The 17,187-nt window shown below is 64.9% G+C and carries 14 protein-coding genes; 7 read left to right on the forward strand and 7 right to left on the reverse strand.

Annotation, left to right across the window (positions count from 1 at the left end):
- Positions 1 to 134: 134 nt before the first annotated feature.
- The 7 genes from AC6LJY_RS11385 to AC6LJY_RS11415 all read right to left on the reverse strand — a co-directional run bounded on the left by AC6LJY_RS11385 (position 135) and on the right by AC6LJY_RS11415 (position 9,738).
- Positions 135 to 953 (reverse strand): NAD-dependent protein deacetylase, encoded by an 819-nt coding sequence (locus tag AC6LJY_RS11385; RefSeq protein WP_120156368.1) that lies wholly within the window; start codon positions 951 to 953, stop codon positions 135 to 137.
- 19 nt (positions 954 to 972) lie between these two features.
- A complete protein-coding gene (epsC, locus tag AC6LJY_RS11390) occupies positions 973 to 1,920 on the reverse strand; it encodes a serine O-acetyltransferase EpsC (protein ID WP_046804107.1) in 948 nt (315 codons plus the stop codon).
- 148 nt (positions 1,921 to 2,068) lie between these two features.
- Complete coding sequence (gene galE, locus AC6LJY_RS11395; protein ID WP_498135971.1) at positions 2,069 to 3,142, reverse strand: UDP-glucose 4-epimerase GalE; 1,074 nt, start codon at positions 3,140 to 3,142, stop codon at positions 2,069 to 2,071.
- Between the two features lie 11 nt (positions 3,143 to 3,153).
- A complete protein-coding gene (gene pgi, locus AC6LJY_RS11400; RefSeq protein ID WP_046804108.1) occupies positions 3,154 to 4,821 on the reverse strand; it encodes a glucose-6-phosphate isomerase in 1,668 nt (555 codons plus the stop codon).
- Between the two features lie 13 nt (positions 4,822 to 4,834).
- Positions 4,835 to 6,238 carry a phosphomannomutase/phosphoglucomutase gene (locus tag AC6LJY_RS11405; protein ID WP_046804109.1) on the reverse strand — a complete coding sequence of 468 codons (1,404 nt, stop codon included), beginning with the start codon at positions 6,236 to 6,238 and terminating at the stop codon, positions 4,835 to 4,837.
- A gap of 20 nt (positions 6,239 to 6,258) precedes the next feature.
- Complete coding sequence (locus AC6LJY_RS11410) at positions 6,259 to 8,520, reverse strand: GNVR domain-containing protein (RefSeq protein ID WP_120156369.1); 2,262 nt, start codon at positions 8,518 to 8,520, stop codon at positions 6,259 to 6,261.
- Between the two features lie 81 nt (positions 8,521 to 8,601).
- Positions 8,602 to 9,738: a polysaccharide biosynthesis/export family protein gene (locus AC6LJY_RS11415; protein ID WP_046804111.1), complete on the reverse strand. Its 1,137-nt coding sequence runs from the start codon at positions 9,736 to 9,738 to the stop codon at positions 8,602 to 8,604.
- Positions 9,739 to 9,982: 244 nt separating this feature from the next.
- Here AC6LJY_RS11415 and AC6LJY_RS11420 point away from each other — a divergent pair, with 244 nt between their 5' ends.
- The 7 genes from AC6LJY_RS11420 to AC6LJY_RS11450 all read left to right on the forward strand — a co-directional run bounded on the left by AC6LJY_RS11420 (position 9,983) and on the right by AC6LJY_RS11450 (position 17,187).
- Complete coding sequence (locus AC6LJY_RS11420; RefSeq protein ID WP_314361658.1) at positions 9,983 to 11,392, forward strand: undecaprenyl-phosphate glucose phosphotransferase; 1,410 nt, start codon at positions 9,983 to 9,985, stop codon at positions 11,390 to 11,392.
- Positions 11,393 to 11,462: 70 nt separating this feature from the next.
- Complete coding sequence (locus tag AC6LJY_RS11425) at positions 11,463 to 11,915, forward strand: GDP-mannose mannosyl hydrolase (RefSeq protein ID WP_046804195.1); 453 nt, start codon at positions 11,463 to 11,465, stop codon at positions 11,913 to 11,915.
- Between the two features lie 5 nt (positions 11,916 to 11,920).
- Positions 11,921 to 13,351 carry a mannose-1-phosphate guanylyltransferase/mannose-6-phosphate isomerase gene (locus tag AC6LJY_RS11430; RefSeq protein ID WP_046804113.1) on the forward strand — a complete coding sequence of 477 codons (1,431 nt, stop codon included), beginning with the start codon at positions 11,921 to 11,923 and terminating at the stop codon, positions 13,349 to 13,351.
- The gene (locus tag AC6LJY_RS11435) at positions 13,338 to 13,748 is read left to right on the forward strand and encodes a VanZ family protein (RefSeq protein ID WP_314361655.1); all 411 of its coding nucleotides are present in this window, start codon (positions 13,338 to 13,340) and stop codon (positions 13,746 to 13,748) included. Before AC6LJY_RS11430 ends, AC6LJY_RS11435 begins: the two co-directional genes overlap by 14 nt.
- Positions 13,749 to 13,758: 10 nt before the next feature.
- On the forward strand, positions 13,759 to 14,868 hold the full coding sequence (gene gmd / locus AC6LJY_RS11440; protein ID WP_046804114.1) for a GDP-mannose 4,6-dehydratase: 1,110 nt from the start codon (positions 13,759 to 13,761) through the stop codon (positions 14,866 to 14,868).
- Positions 14,869 to 14,874: 6 nt separating this feature from the next.
- Positions 14,875 to 15,837, forward strand: coding sequence for an NAD-dependent epimerase/dehydratase family protein (locus tag AC6LJY_RS11445; RefSeq protein ID WP_314361652.1), 963 nt, complete (start codon positions 14,875 to 14,877; stop codon positions 15,835 to 15,837).
- Positions 15,838 to 15,870: 33 nt separating this feature from the next.
- Entirely contained in the window at positions 15,871 to 17,187 is a 1,317-nt protein-coding gene (locus tag AC6LJY_RS11450; protein ID WP_120156372.1) for an oligosaccharide flippase family protein, read from the forward strand.

The following is a 17,187-nucleotide window of genomic DNA, read 5'->3' on the forward strand; positions in this document are numbered from 1 at the left end:
CCAGGGGTATTCCCTAGGAATTATCCACAGTTCCTGTGGACAACCCTATGGAAAGGTCTGTAACGGCGTCAAAAAACGCTTACAGGACAAGCACTTGCTTAAACCGGTCAAAAACCGGCCGCCGAAAACCCGTGTTACAAGGCTTCCAGCGCGACCGCGCAAGGTTGTTCCACCTTCAGGGTCAAGAGGCTGTCGGCACGCGTGCGGCCCAGGTTGATGGCGGCGATCGGCATGCCGTTGCGTGACGCGGCAGTCACGAAGCGGTAGCCCGAATACACCATCAAGGACGAGCCCACGACCAGCACCGCATCGGCGCTCATCAGGCCGGCATTGGCGCGGTCGACCCGGTCGCGCGGCACCGTTTCGCCAAAGAACACCACGTCGGGCTTGACGATGCCACCGCAGCGCGGGCACGGCGGCACGGTGAATTGCGAGAAGTCTTCGCCTTCCAGGTCCGCGTCGCCGTCCGGCGCGTCGGTGGCATCCAGCGACGTCCAGGCGGGGTTGCCGTTTTGCAGGCGGTCTTGCCAGTCGGCACGCCCACCGCGCCAGTCGCAATTCATGCAGCGCACTTCGTCCAAACGGCCGTGCAGGTCCACCACGTCCCGGCTGCCGGCCGCTTCGTGCAGGCCGTCCACATTCTGCGTGACCAGCACCGTGATCAAGCCGCGCGCTTGCAGCCGCGCCAGGGCACGATGCGACTCGTTCGGCTGAACATGGCCAAAGCGACGCCAGCCCACCATGCTGCGCGCCCAGTAGCGGGCGCGCGCCAGGTCGTCGCCCATGAACGTTTGCAGCGTCATGGGCGGCTTGCGCTTCCATTCGCCTTCGGTATCGCGGTAGTCGGGAATGCCGGAATCGGTGCTGACGCCCGCCCCCGTCAGCACGAACAGCCGCGGGTGGCGGTCGACAAAGCCGCGCAACGCGGCCAGATCCGAGACTTGGGTGTCCATCCTGATTCCTAAGCTGCGTTCAGCCGCCCAGCCCACAATCGGGCATGTCGCTGACCAGGCTGGCCTGCGTGACGTTGCTGCCCGGCGGCACGCTGCGCGTCAGCCAGACGTTGCCGCCGATGGTCGAGCCCTTGCCGATGGTGACGCGGCCCAGAATGGTTGCGCCCGCGTAGATGACGACGTCGTCCTCGATCAACGGGTGGCGCGGCAGGCCCTTTTTAAGCTCGCCGTTTTCGCCGGGCGGAAAGCGCTTGGCGCCCAGCGTCACCATCTGATAGAGCCGCACGCGGTCGCCGATGATGGCCGTTTCGCCGATGACCACCCCCGTGCCGTGATCGATGAAAAAGCTGCGGCCGATGGTGGCGCCCGGGTGGATGTCGATGCCGGTATCCGCGTGCGCGATTTCCGCCACGATGCGGGCCAGCATCGGCACGTTCAGCCGGTACAGCACGTTGGCCAGGCGGTGATGGATCATTGCCGCCACGCCGGGATAGCACAGCAGCACTTCGTCCACGCTGTGCGCGGCCGGGTCGCCCTGGTAGGCGGCAGTCACGTCCAGGTCCAGCGCGGCGCGCACGCGCGGGAGCTCGGCGCCGAACTGGCGCACGATTTCGATGGCACGCCGCTGCGTCTCGGCCGGGTCGACGTGTTCGTGCCGGCCGACGTATTGCAGTTCAAGACAGACCTGATGCAGCAGCGCGTCCAGCGCGGCGCCAATGGTGTGGCCCACGTAGAAGTCTTCGACTTCTTCACGCAGATCGATCGGGCCAAGCCGCATGGGGAACAAGGCGCCGCAGAGGTCCTTGATGATCTGGCGCAGGCTTTCCTGCGACGGGAATTCGCGCAGGCCGGAATCTTCGCGCAGGCGGCCGCGCGGGCCGCGCCAGGCGACGCGCGCTTCGCGCAAGCCGGACACGATGCTGTCCAGATTCCAGTGGGCGGGGGGAATGTAGGTGGGCCCGTTCATCGTGACTGCCCCTGGGCGGGGCGGGTGGACCCGGGCTGAGAATGGATGTCAAACATGGGAATGCCTCATTGACGGTGCTACGCAATAGTCCCGTCAACTGTAACCGCTGGCGCCCCTTTTTCAACAGGCCTCCGATATGGCATAGGGGTTATGCCACGGCGGCCTGCACGCCCTGGCTGGCGTCGTCCGCCTCGTAGCCTTGTGGATTGCCCTGCTGCCAGCGCCAGCCGTCGGCGCACATCGCCGCCACGTCGTACGTGCTGCGCCAGCCCAGCAGCGACTCGGCCAGCGACGGGTCCGCCCAGGTGCGCGCCACGTCGCCCGGCCGGCGCGGCATGATCTGCACGGGTATGCGCAGACCGCTGGCGGCTTCAAAGGCGCGCACCAGTTCCAGCACGCTGGTGCCGTGCCCGGTTCCCAGGTTCACGGCGACAAAGCCGCTCTGGCCGGCACCGTACGTCAGGGCCTGCACGTGCCCTTGCGCCAGGTCCATGACGTGCAGGTAGTCGCGCACGCCGGTGCCATCGACGGTGTCGTAGTCGTTGCCGAAGACGCGCAGGAACGGCTGGCGGCCTACCGCTACCTGGGTCAGATACGGGAACAGGTTGTTGGGCAGGTCACGCGGGCTTTCGCCGATCTGCCCGCTGGAATGCGCGCCGATCGGGTTGAAGTAGCGCAGCGTGACCGCGCTGAACGACGGGTCGGCCGTGCAGACATCGCGCAGCATCTCCTCGACCATCAGCTTGGTGCGCCCATACGGATTGGCCGGGGCCAACGGATGCGCTTCGGTAAACGGCAGGAATTGCGGTTCACCGTAGACGGTGGCCGACGAGCTGAACACCAGGCGGGACACGCCCGCCTCGCGCATGGCCCGCAGCAACACCATCGAACCCGTGACGTTGTTGTCGTAGTACTTGAGCGGGTCGGCCACCGATTCGCCCACGGCCTTGCAACCGGCCAGGTGCAACACCGCCTGCACCGGTTGCCCGCGCGCGGCGGCGTCCGACAGCACGCGCTCGATCAGGCCGGGGGTGCGGATATCGCCTTCTATCAGCGCTATCGGCTGGCCGCAAAGCCGTTCGACGCGGCGCACGGCCTCGCGGCTGCCGTTGCTGAAGTTATCCAGCACCAGCGGCCGCTGGCCCGCCGCCAGCATCGCAATCAGCGTGTGCGTGCCGATGTAGCCGGCCCCGCCCGTCACCAGTACGTGCATGCCTGACATGGCGGCGCTCGTCACAGATGCGCCGCCACGCCCGGCACCCACGCATGGCGCGGACGCGGCGCCTGCGTGTGGCTGCGATAGCGATCGATCCAGTACGAGGTGGACGCGTCATGGCCCCAGTCGACCACCCCGGCCGACACCGGCACGGCCAGTTCGCGGTCGATGCCCGTGGCCAGGCGCTTGCCCAACTCCACGCCGAACTGGTCGAACGGGTTGATGCCCCACACCACGCTTTGCACGAACACCTTGTGTTCGTACAAGGCCAGCAAGGCGCCCAGGCCACGCGGGTCCAGCTGGCGCAGCACGATCAGCGTGGACGGCCGTCCGCCAGGGTGCACCATGTGCTGGGCAAGGCTCAACGCCTTTTCCTGATCGTCGATGTGCGCGACGTCCTGCAACGCCTGCTCCAGGTTCTTGCCGCGCAGCAACGCCTGGCGCTGCGCCAGGCAGTTGGCCAGCAGATGGCGATGGGCGTCGGGGCTGTCGGCGTGGCCTTGCAGGCTGGCGATGAAGTCCACCGGCGCACCGTCTTCGCTTTGATGCAACCACTGGAAGAACGTGTGCTGGCCGTCGGTGCCCGGCATGCCCCAGATGATCGGAGCCGTGGGCACGCCCACCGCCGTGCCATCACCCGCGACACGCTTGCCCAGCGATTCCATTTCCAGCTGCTGCAAATAGGTCACCAGGTGCAGCAGACGCGCGCTGTACGCGGCAATGTTCAGCGAGTTGTAGCCCAGCACGCTGCAATTGACCAAGCCGGCCAAGGCCAGTTGGATCGGTGCGTTCGCGGCGAACGGGGCGTTCTGGAAATGCTGGTCCATCGCCTCGGCGCCCGCGCGCATGCCGATCAGCACGTCGGCGCCCACGGTCAGCGCAATCGACAGGCCGGCCACCGACCACACGGAATAACGGCCGCCTACCCAGTCGCACATCTTGAACGTGTGGCTGGCGGGCACGCCGAGCGCGCGCGCGGCCGACACGTTGGCGGTAACGGCCGCCAGGTGCTCGGACACGTCCGCCACCCCACCCTGCTTGAGCCACGCAATCGCGGCGCGGGCGTTGTGCATGGTTTCGGACGTGGTGAACGACTTGGACGAAATCACCACCAGGCAACGGCGCGGGTCCAGGCCCGCCACCGCGTCATGGAAGGCGTGGCCGTCGATGTTGGACACGAAGCGGATCTGGCGGCGCTGCGAGGGTCCGCCAAACGCCTGGACCGCCAGGCGCGGGCCCCAGTCGCTGCCGCCGATGCCAATATGGAGCACGGTTGAAAAATCTGCCGTCTGGTCCACCCGGCGCACGAAGTCGCTCATGCGCGAATATTCGCAGACGGAATCGGCGTCCAGCCCGTCCGGTTGCTCGGGCGTGCGCCCGGCGCGAACGGCCGTGTGCCAGGCGGGTCGGCCTTCGGTCCAGTTGACGGGTTCACCCGTGAACAGCGCATGGCGGGCGTCCGCCAGCCCGCGCGCTTGCAGCAGGTTCAGTGCGGCCGCTTCCAGCGCGGGCGATTGCCGTTGCATGGTCAGGTCCACGCACAAACCGGCAGCTTCAATGACTTTAAGCGTGTTGGCGTCAAGTTCGGCGGCCTCGGCAGCCTGCGCGAACGCCTGCCACTCAGGGCTCTGCGCCAGGCCGGAATCCGCCCTTAACGCCTCAATCGCAAAATTGGCCTTTCCCATCGCGTGATGCTCCTTAGAACGGTAAACGAACGAGAGGTGCAATGCGCCGGAACGCGTTGCGGAAATCCTCCTCGATCCGGGCCAGTGCGGCCACGGTGTCTCCTTCAAAACGCAAAACCACCGTCGGCGTGGTGTTCGATGGACGCGCCAGGCCGAAGCCATCGACGTAGTCCACCCGAACGCCGTCCAGATCGTTGATGGAGACCGCGCTGGGGAATTCCCCTTGCTCGCGCAGCAACTTCACCAGTTCGAACTGTTCGCCTTCGGCGGTGTCCAGCTTGATTTCGGGGGTCGCGCAGGACTGCGGCAAGCCTTCAAGAAGGGCAGACGGGTCCGGCGCAGCGGACAGGATTTCCAGCAGCCGGGCGGCGGCGTAGATCCCATCGTCAAAGCCGTACCAGCGCTCCTTGAAAAACATGTGACCGCTCATCTCTCCAGCAAGTAGCGCTCCCGACTCGCGCATCTTGGCTTTGATGAGGGAATGCCCGGTCTTGCACATGGTGGGTTTGCCCCCGGCCTCGAAGATGGCGCGGGCCACGTGGCGGCTGCATTTCACGTCGTAGAGGACCTCCGCGCCGGGGTTGCGGGACAGCACGTCGCGGGCGAACAAAATCAACTGCCGGTCCGGCCAGATGATCTGTCCCGATTTTGTCACCACGCCCAGCCGGTCGCCGTCGCCGTCGAACGCCAGCCCAACCTCGCAATCGGAATAGCGCAGGCAATAAATCAGGTCTTGCAGGTTTTGCGGGTCGGCCGGGTCCGGGTGGTGGCCGGGAAACGAGCCGTCTACCTCACAAAACAGTTCGGTGACCTCGCAACCCAGCGCGCGAAACAGCGCCGGCGCCACCGCGCCCGCCACGCCGCTGCCGCAGTCGATGGCGATTTTCATCGGACGCGCCATGCGGATGTCGCCCACCAGGCGCGCCGCGTAGCAGGGCTGGATCTGCATCTGCGTGCGTCCGCCGGACACGCTGGCCGATTCGATCGGCAGGCGCATCGCATCGCGCAAGGCGGTGATGCCGTCGCCGTACAGCGACGCGCCGTCCAGCACGATCTTGAAGCCGTTGTGGGCCGGCGGGTTGTGGCTGCCCGTGACGGCGATGCCCGCGCCCGTGTCCATCAGGCGCGTGGCGAAATACACCATCGGCGTGGTGGCCATGCCGATGTCAATGACGTGCATGCCGGCCGAACGCAGCCCGGCCTGCAACGCGGCCGCCAGTTCGACGCTGCTCAAGCGGCCATCGCGCCCCACCACCATCGACCGCGCCCCCAGCTCGCGCGCCTTGGTGCCGGCCGCCATGCCCAGGCTGTGCGCAAAGCGCGCGTCAATTTCGTCCGGCACCGTGCCGCGTATGTCGTAAGCCTTGAAAACCGCATCCAGAATTTGCGGGGTATCCCAGCCAAAAGTTCCGTGCATGCCAGTTTCTCCGGGTGGCGTTACTTGGGACCGTTCTGTTTGAAATCGCCGTAATACGCCGCACGGGAGTATCGATAATTCCCATACTTGGACCGGAAGCCAAAGCGCTCCGGCATCAGTTTCAAGCCGTTGAACAGCACGCCGTCCACCGGCGCGCCGGCCTGGATCAGGCGCTTGGCCGTTTCACGGATTTCGCCCACGGTGTTCATGCCCGAGCGCACCACCACCATCACCGCGGCGGCATGCGTGCCGACCACCGCCGCATCGGGCGAGGACAACACTGGCGCCGTGTCCAGGATCACCATGTCGTACTGCGAGGACAGCTCGCGCAAGGTGGCGCCGAACACGGGCGAGGCCAGCAGCTCGGACGGATCGAAAGTGACCGCGCCGGTGGCAATGAAGTCCACGCCTTCGGACACGCTGTGCTTTCTGACGCGCGCCAGCGGAATCGTGCCGGACAGCACTTCGAACAAGCCGTCTTCCTTGGGCACGCCGAAATAGCGGTTCAGCTGGCCCTTGCGGAAGTCGGCGTCGATCAGCAGCACGCGCTTGCCCACGCCGCCCTGGATGAAGGCAAAGTTGGCCGACAGGAACGACTTGCCCACGCCCGCCACCGGGCCGGTGAACATGACCATGTTGTTGGCGGACTGGCGCAGCGACGCTTGCAGCACGTTGCGAAACGATCGCAGGCTTTCGATAGGTGGCGCGTTGCCCTGGCTTTGCGCCAGCAGCGCGGGCACCGTCGCGTTCTTGCGGCGGCTGCGGCGCCACAGCTTGTCCTGCATGTCGCTGTACGGAATGGCGGCCAGCACCGGCAGGCCCGTGTAGCGTTCAACGTCGTCGGGTTCCGACAGGCCGCCGAACAGCGCGTTGCGCACAAAGGCGCACAGCATGCCGAAGATCAAACCGATGACCGTGGCCACGCCGATGATGATCGCGGCCTTGGGGCGCACGGGGCGGTCCGGTTGCACAGCGGCATCCAGGATGCGCACGTTGCCGACCTTGCCGGCGCGGATCAACCGCAGTTGCTGCGCGTTGTTCAGCAGACCCGTGTACAGCTCGGTATTGACGCGCACATCACGCACCAGGCGCACCACGTCCTGCTCCAGGTCGGGCAGCGCCTTGATGTTGTTGCCGATGCGGCTGACATCACCCGACAGCGACGCGATCTGGCGATCGATGGCGACGATGCTGGGGTGCGTGGGGGCAAAGCGCGTGATCAGTTCCTGACGCTTGGAGCGCAGCTCCATCACCTTGGTCTGCGCGTCCACCGACTGCGCCAGGATCAGCTTGGCTTCTTCGGACAGGTCGATGGTGCCGCGCTTGTTGCGCAAGGCGTTGTACTTGGTTTCGGCCGCGTCCAGCTCGCCCTTCAGGATGGGCAGCTGCTGTTCCAGAAAGCCCAGCGATTTCTCGGCCTGCGCCGCTTTGCGGTTGACGTTCTGCTGCACGTATTCCTGGCCGATCTGGTTCAGCACGGCCGTGGTCAGTGCCGGGTCGTTGCCTTCCAGCGTGACGCCGATCACGCCCGATGCGCGGCCTCGTTCAAAGATGCCCAGATGCGATTGCACGTTTTCGATCGCCGCCAGGCGCGAGCTGCGCGAGATCGTGAACTCGGTGCCGGGCCGGCCCGTCAACGCGTCGATATGCACGTCCATCGCGCCCCCGCCGGGCAACAGGAAGTGTTCCGGCTTGCCCACCGCGCCGCTGAACGTGGCGCCCGTGAACTTGTCCGTCAACGTGTAGCGGCCCTCGCCTTGCGTGGTCACGCGAAACGGCTTGCCCAGCCATTCGTTGGGCACATCCAGCTGCGAGATCGCAATCTGTTCGCCGCCCCACGCATAGCCGCCGCGCGGCAGGCTGGACGGATATGGCAACGCTTCATAGCGCTGCGCAAGCCATTCGCCCACCACGGGGAAATAACGCGGCTTGGCATGGATGTACAACAGGAACTTGTCGACGGCCGGCCCCACCACCATGCGCGAACGCAGCACTTCCATTTCGCCCGAGGTCTCTGCCTTGGTGTCGAACATGGCGGACACGTCGCCCAGCAGGCTGCGCGCCTGGCCATTAGGCATTTCCTCTTCGACTTGCACGATGATGTCGGCCGAGTACACGGATGGGGTCACCATCACGTAGGCCAGCGCGCCCAGGAAGGCGAGCAACGTGATCCCAAGGATCATCCAACGATTCGAAATAATGGCGTCCACGTGCGAGGACAACGGGGTTTCCTGCTGGCGAGCCGGGACGTTCGGCTCGAATGCTTCGATGGGCAACGACATGCAGCTCTCCAGACGTGGGCGCCGCGGCGGATGCGGCGCCCCCAAAGGCGTTGTTTTGGGCCCGAAGGCCCGAAAGGCGGACTAGTTGATCGACTTGACGGTCTGTACCGTTTGCGCGCTCGGGAACAGATTGCTGATGAAGCGGTTCCACCGCACCAGCGCGGCCGTATCCACGAACACGACGTCTTTGGGTTCCAACTCAAACTTCGCACCAACAGCCAGGGCCTGCGGCGACTTGGCGTTCAGGTGGAACACCTGCGGCGTCGCTTGCTCGGTACTGCGCACCACAAACACTTGCGACGCGTCGGCCGTCAACTGGTTCGGGCCACCCGCCATGCCCAGCGCCTCGGTCAACGACATGCGTCCATCGCGCATCACGACCGTGGTGGGCAGGAACACTTCACCCATCACGAAAATCTTGCTGTCGTCGCGCGGCGTAACGCGCACGATGTCGCCCGACTTCAGCATGACCTGATTCAAGTCCTGGCCACGTTCGATCAGCGCGGGCAGGTTCACACGGGTACGGCGGCCATCGCGAATGACATAGACGGCGCTGCGGTCAGCGGTGGGCAGCAAGCCACCCGCGCGGTTGACCGCTTCGAGCAGAGTCATCGGAATGTCGTTGATGGCAACCGTGCCCGGCAACTTGACTTCGCCTTCGACGTAGACACGCTTGCTTCGATAGCCCAGCACGCGTACCGTGATCTGCGGATCCTGGATGTACTTGCCGGAACTATTGACTATGAGATTGCGCGCCTGAAGTTCCGTCAACCCCGCCACTTTCAGCAGTCCCGTATACGGAAATTGGATATATCCAGTGGATGAGACGGTATACCCCGGTATGCCCGAGGCGGTATCCCCCATGACTAGTTCGGTCACCCCAGTCCCGATGGCATAGGTTTGCGTCGGAAGGACGAGTTCGGGGTGGTCCCACACCACGATGGAAAGGATGTCGCCCGGCCCGATGCGGTAGGGCTCGACGCTGCCGACCAGCTTTTCGACGCCGTCGTTATCGATCAACGCCTGGCGGTTGCGCAGGTCGTCGACAACCAGGCTGGGGGTGATTTCCTTGATCGGCGCCACGGAGTTCGGGTCCATGGGATCAACAAGGTGGCCGGAATTAAAGGTCATACCGGGAGACAGGGCGCAAGCGCCCAGCGAGGACACGAGCGCGATAGCGGCGATGGCTCGGCTCAACGTTCCGAAAAATGTCGTCATGGCAAATCCACTGTGAATGACTTCGTTGCTTGGAATGGAGCCCGATGCGTAACGGGTTGCGACATTCCACTCTCTTTTCGAAGCCCCGCACATTCGACGGATGTCCTAAGCCTTCTCCTACATCGTTTGGAGGTTTCGGGTACGCCACGCACTCAATAAGATTTCGTCGGTAGCCACATGTTTTGCGGCAGTGCATCGTTTTTTTCTTCGCCGCAAGAAGACTCCCCACGAACAGGAGTGCGCGATGGACCCGTCCCACTCGGACACATCGGCAAGATTCAGCGGAGCAAGCTATCTGTACCGCCTGCTCGATGCCGCGATCGTAATCACCTGCGGCCTGACTGCCACCGGTTTGAAGTTCTCGGAAGATGCAATGGCGGACCCTCCGCAAATTCATCTATTCCTGATCTATCTGTGCGGCTTGGGCGTGATCGCCCTGTTCCCCGCATTCCGCCTGTATGTGTCATGGCGCGGGCGGCTATTGACCGATCTGGTCGTGCGCAGCCTGGCTGCGTGGGCCACGGTGTTTGCCCTGGGCATCCTTGTCAGTTTTCTCATGCATCAGACCGCCGCGATATCGCGCATGTGGGCGGCTACCTGGTTCGGCATGGCGGCGCTGACGCTGGCCGGCGTACGTATCGCGGTCTACGCCGCGCTGGGCGCCGCGCGCGATCGCGGGCTGAACAAGAAGAACGTGTTGCTGGTGGGCTTCGGCGCGCTGGGCCATGACCTGTGGCGCCGCGTTGAACGCTACCGGGGCGCGGGCTATGAAGTCGCGGGCATCTACGCCGAGCCGCACGAAAGCCTGCCGCCGCAAGTGCGCCGCTTGCACGATCTGGACAACCTGCATTCCTTCGTGCACGAAAACAATGTGCGCGAGATCTGGATCGTTCTTCCGATGGAGGCGGGCCAGGAATTGCGCGAAGTGCTGTATCACCTGCGCAACGACTTGGTGGATATCCGCTGGATTCCGGATGTGATGTCGATCCAGTTGCTGGGTCATCGCATCGGCGAATTCCTGGGCCTGCCCGCCATCCAGCTGAACAGCCTGCCCGCCGCCGGCGTGCGCGGTTGGGCGAAAGAAGTATTCGACCGCAGCTTTGCGTTCTGCGCGCTGATCGGCCTGTCGCCGCTGATGCTGTCGATTGCGCTGGCCATCAAGCTGACCTCGCGCGGGCCTGTGTTCTTTACGCAACCTCGCCTGGGGGTGGACGGCAAGGTGTTCCACGTCTACAAGTTCCGCACGATGACGGTGCACCAGGAACACGGCACCGTCACGCAGGCCACGCGCAACGATTCCCGCATTACGCGCATCGGCGGCTTCCTGCGGCGTACCAGCCTGGACGAGCTGCCGCAGTTCCTGAATGTGCTGATGGGCGATATGTCGGTGGTCGGCCCGCGTCCGCACGCGCTGGAGCACAACGAAATGTACAAGGACCTGGTGCAGCGCTACATGATGCGCCACCGCGTCAAGCCCGGCATCACGGGGTGGGCGCAGGTCAATGGCTTTCGTGGGCAGACGGACACGCTGCGCAAGATGAGCGACCGCGTCGAGCACGACATCTATTACATCCAGCACTGGACGTTCCGGATGGACCTGCTGATCATCGCCCGCACGGCCGTGTCGGGATGGACGGGCCGAAATGTCTACTAGTCCATTGGGATGGCCCGGCGCGCCCGTGCCCGTGCCGACGGCCGTGACGGCACATGCGGCATCCAGCGGCGTGCTGCCGCGCGCCGACTTCCGCCAGGCGGTGGAGATGCTGCCGCTGGTGTCCATCGACCTGTTGTTGCGCGACGGCGCAGGACGCTACTTGACGGGGCTGCGCACCAACCCGCCGGCGCGTGGCGCCTGGTTCGTGCCGGGCGGACGCATCCGCAAGAACGAACCGCTGCGCGCCGCGCTGGACCGTATCGCGCGTGAAGAACTGGGGCTGGCCATTGCCCCCGAATCGTGGACGCCGCGCGGCGTGTACGAGCACTTCTATGGCACCAATTTCGCGGGTGAAGCGGGACGCTCCACCCACTATGTCGTCCTCGCGTATGAGGCCGAGCTTTCGTTGGATACCGCAACCCTTCCGCGCGGCCAGCACCATGGCTACCGCTGGCTGCAAGCGGAAGAGATCGCCGCCGATCCCGGCGTGCATCCGTACACCCAGGCCTACTTCAAGGAGTGAGCGCCATGACGAATCCCCCTCCCGCCTACCGGGCTGTCATCCTTTGCGGCGGTTCCGGCTCGCGCCTGTGGCCGCTGTCGCGCGAACTGCTGCCCAAGCAGTTCATCCGTTTGACCGATTCGCGCAGCCTGTTGCAGAACACGCTGCTGCGGCTTGGGTCCGCCGGCGCGCAGGCCAAGCCGATGCTGGTCTGCAACGACGCGCACCAGTACATTGCCGCCGAGCAAGCGCAGGAGCTGGGCATCAAGGACGCGGAAGTGATCCTGGAGCCCTTTGCACGCAACACCGCGCCGGCCATTGCCGCCGCCACGCTGCGCGCCATGCGCGACGGCGAAGACCCGATCATGCTGATCATGCCGTCCGACCATGTGCTGGAAGATGGCGACGTGCTCCGGCAAGCCTTTGCGCAGGCCTACGAGGCGGCACGCCAGGGCGCGCTGGTCACGTTCGGCATCACGCCCACCGCGCCGCTTAGCGGCTATGGCTACATCCAGTCGGACGAACCCGGCGTGATGGCGCCGGCGCGCCGCGTGCGCCGCTTTGTGGAAAAGCCGTCGCCTGAAGTCGCGCAGCGGCTGATCGATGACGGCGGGTATTACTGGAACAGCGGCATGTTCGCGTTCCAGGCGTCGGTGTTCCTGTCCGAGATGGCGCGGCTGGCGCCCAAGATGCTGGAACAGGTGCAGGCGGCGGTGGCCACGGGGCATGGCGAAGCGGGCTTGTTTCATCTGGATGGGCCGTCGTTCGAGGCCTGCCCCAGCGATTCGATGGACTACGCCATCATGGAACGCACCGACAGCGCGGTGGTGATTCCGCTGGCGGCGTCCTGGAGCGACGTGGGCGCGTGGGACGCAGTCTGGGGCATCGCCCAGAAGACGGTCGAAGGCAATTCCACCACGGGCGACGTCATGGTGGAGGATTCGCGCAATTGCCTGATCCACTCGACCAGCCGGTTGGTGGCGTCCGTGGGGCTGGATGACATTGTGGTGATCGAAACCGCCGACGCGGTGCTGGTCGCGCACAAGTCGCGCTCGCAAGACGTCAAGCGCCTGGTCGAGATCTTCAAGACGCAGCACCGGTCGGAGCTGAACCATCACCGCGAGGTGCAGCGCCCGTGGGGGTCGTATGACTCGGTGGGCCACGGGCCGCGTTACCAGGTCAAGCGGATCACCGTGAAACCGGGCGCCAGGCTGTCGTCGCAGATGCATCACCACCGGGCGGAACACTGGATCGTGGTGTCGGGCACGGCGCGGATCTACAACGGCGACAAGCAGTACCTGCTGACGGAAAACCAGTCGACGTACATCCCGCTGGGCGAAACCCACAGCCTGGAAAACCCGGGAAAGATCCCCCTGGAAATCATCGAAGTGCAGTCAGGCGCGTATCTGGGCGAGGACGACATCGTGCGTTTCCAGGACATGTATGGCCGAGTCTGAACGGGGATCATCCGTCCCCTTCTGGCGACCCGGCGTAGCCCGGCTTTGCCTGCCGGTCGCGGGGCTGTTCTTCCTGGTGCTGATCACCGTGGGGAACCTGCCCGGGCTGGCGGCGGAAATGTCGGATGCGTTTGGGGACAAGCGGCTGCATCTTCTGGCTTACGCCGTATTGACGGGATTGATCTACCTGTCGGTCAACCGGCGCCCTGCCCTGGTGGCCATGCTTGCCGTCACCGCGCTGGGTGCGCTGGATGAATCAATCCAATCCTTTTTTCCCTATCGACAGGCTGAACTCTTAGACCTTTTGGCCGATATCTTGGCGGCGGGTGCAACAGTAATCTCATTGCACATTGGTTCCGCAGCCTTCGGCTCCTTTCGTGCAGTCACTAAGTCTTAAGGATACAACCATGCCAAAACGGGCACTCATTACCGGCGTTACCGGACAAGACGGGGCCTATCTGGCCGAGTTTCTGTTGGCCAAGGGCTATGAAGTCCATGGCATCAAGCGGCGCGCTTCGCTGTTCAACACCGCCCGCATCGACCATCTGTACCAAGATCCGCATGACAAGCCGCGCAACTTCGTGCTGCATCACGGCGACATGACCGACTCTTGCAGCCTGATCCGCATCGTGCAATCGGTGCAGCCGGACGAAATCTATAACCTGGCCGCACAAAGCCATGTGGGCGTCTCGTTCGAAGAGCCGGAGTACACCGCCAACGCCGACGGCCTGGGTACCCTGCGCCTTTTGGAAGCCATCCGCATCCTGAAGCTGGAGAACAAGGCGCGCTTCTACCAGGCGTCCACCTCCGAGCTGTATGGCCTGGTGCAGGAAACGCCGCAGAAGGAAACCACCCCCTTCTACCCGCGCAGCCCGTACGCCGCCGCCAAGCTCTACGCCTATTGGATCAGCGTGAACTACCGCGAAGCCTATGGGATGTACGCCTGCAACGGCATCCTGTTCAACCACGAATCGCCCAAGCGCGGCGAAACGTTCGTAACGCGCAAGATCACGCGCGGCCTGGCTCGCATCGTGCTGGGTTTGCAGGAATGCCTGTACCTGGGCAACCTGTCCGCGCTGCGCGACTGGGGCCATGCGCGTGACTACGTCGAAATGCAATGGCTGATGCTGCAACAGGACACGCCCGAGGACTACGTCATCGCCACCGGCTTGCAATACAGCGTGCGCGAATTCATCAATACGGCGGCGCGCGAGCTGGGCATCCTCTTGGCATGGGAAGGCGAAGGCCTGGAAGAAACGGCCACCGTGCTGTTCTCGCCGGTGCATGACGTCAAGCCCGGCCAGGTCATCGTGCGGGTCGACCCGCGCTACTTCCGCCCGACCGAAGTGGAAACCCTGCTGGGCGACCCCACCAAGGCGCGCGAAAAGCTGGGCTGGTCGCCGCGCACCACGTTCGCGGAGCTTGTCAAGGAAATGGTGGAAGCCGACCTGAAGGACGCGCGCCGCGATGCGCTGGTCGAGCAGAACGGCTACGAAATCTACGCCTACAAGGAGTAGCGCGCCATGACGAACCTGGACCAACGCGTGTTCGTGGCGGGCCATCGCGGCATGGTGGGCGCGGCGATCACCCGCGAACTGCAACGCCGCGGCTACCCCAACGTGCTGACCCGCAGCCGGGCCGAGCTGGACCTGGAAAACCAGAACCAGGTGCACCGCTTTTTCTCGACCACGCCGGTCGATGTGGTGTACCTGGCCGCCGCCAAGGTCGGCGGCATCCTGGCCAACCAGAATCATCCGGTCGACTTTCTGTACAAGAACCTGATGATCCAGTGCAACGTCATCCGCGCCGCGTATGCGGCCGGCGTGCGCAAGTTGCTGTTCCTGGGTTCGTCCTGCATCTACCCGCGCGAGGCGCCCCAGCCGATCCGCGAAGACGCCTTGCTGACTGGCCCGCTGGAAGCCACCAACGAGCCCTACGCCATCGCCAAGATCGCGGGGCTTAAGTTGTGCGAAGCCTACCAACGGGAATATGGCGCGCGCTTTATCTGCGCCATGCCAACCAACCTGTATGGCCCGCACGACAACTACGACCTGCACAGCAGCCATGTGCTGCCCGCGCTGATCCGCAAGTTCCATGAAGGCCGCGAAGCCGGTCAGGACAGCGTGACGATCTGGGGCACGGGCACGCCGCTGCGCGAGTTCCTGTACGTGGACGATCTGGCCAAAGCCAGCGTGATGCTGATGGAACACCCCGACGCCGAGGGCATCTACAACATCGGCGCGGGCAAGGACATCAGCATCGCGGACCTGGCAGCACTGGTGGCGCGTGTGGTCGGCTATCAAGGCCGCATCGTCTACGACACCAGCAAGCCCGACGGCACGCCACGCAAGCTGATGGATTCGTCGCGCGTGACGGCGCTGGGCTGGCAACCCGCCGTGTCGTTGACCGAAGGCATCGCGCTGGCCTACCAGCACTTCCTGCGTGAACGCGCGGATCAATCCCAATCGGCGCTGCCCGTGGCCTGACGGCCACGCCAGCACTCACCACAGGCATCCCCGATGTTTGGATTCGTCAGGAAACACATCGCCGGCAACGCCTCCTTCTGGGGGCTGGTGGAATACGGTATCGGCCCGGTCGCGGCGCTGATCGCCCTGCCCATCCTGTTTCGGCAGTTGGGCACGGTGGGCTTCGGCCAGTACTCGATGATCATCGCGCTGGCCGGCTTCGGCAACGCCGCCAACCTGGGCGCGGCCGTGACCGCCACCAAGCTGGTGTCCGAGCGGATGCACGAGCCCGGCGGCGCGTATCGCGCGGCGGGGGTCAGCATGTCGCTGATCGGCTGCGCGCTGGGCGTGGTGACGCTGGCGGCCGTGTTGCTCTGGGCCGTGGTGGGGCTGGCCTGGCCCGCCGCCACGTTCGGCGGCGTGGCGGTCACGCTGCTGGCCTTGCCGGCGCTGGCCATCTACCTGACGCAGCAATACGACCAATTGTTTTCGGGCTGCCTGAAAGGCCGAGAGGACTTTCGCGCCACCGCGCTGTGCGAGGTTTTCAGCCGCAGCGGCACCATGGCGCTGGCCTGCGCCACCGCCTGGATGACCGCGTCGCCCACCTACACCGGCCTGGCGCAGGCGCTGGGGCTGCTGGTAGCGGGCAGCGTGAAGATGCGCGTGTTCTCGCGCACCTACGGCCATGTGCTGGTGCGGCCGGTGCGCGATCGGGGCGCCATGATGGACGCCTTCAAGTTTTCACGCTGGTCATGGCTGAACAGCCTTAGCGCGCTGGCCTTCGGCTCGGTCGACCGCGTGCTGGTGGGCAGCATGATGGGCCCGGCCGCGCTGGCCATCTACACGGTGGGCGTGCAGGTGGGGCAGATCATCCACACCGCGTCGGTGGCCATCTTCCAGAAGGCCATGCCGCGCGTGACGCGCCTGTCGGTGTCGCCGCCTTACGCGGGCGCCGTCGAACGCGAAATCCGCCGCATGATGGGATGGAACCTGGTGCTATCCGCCACCGCCACGCTGGCCGTGCTGGCCGTGAGCCATCCCTTGTTGAACCTGCTGCTAGGCGACAACGTGGCGGCCGGTCATCTGGGGACTTTCCAATTGTTGATCGTGGCCTCCGGGCTGCTGTCGTTGAACGCCGCGGCCCACTTTTCTTTGCTGGGGCTGGGCAATTCCCGCGCCGTCGCCATCCTGAACGGGTTGGGCGGACTGGCGATGCTGTGTGTCATGGCGGGCCTGGTGCACGCGGCGGGCGAACACGCCGCGGCGTGGGGCCGCATGGCGTATGCGGCGATCACGCTGGCCGGCGTGGCCCTCGCCATCCGTCAATCCCGCCCCGAATTTCCGGGCGCGTTGCCAGCGGCCACCCGATAA

This window comes from Achromobacter sp. RT286_PF (assembly GCF_059760425.1).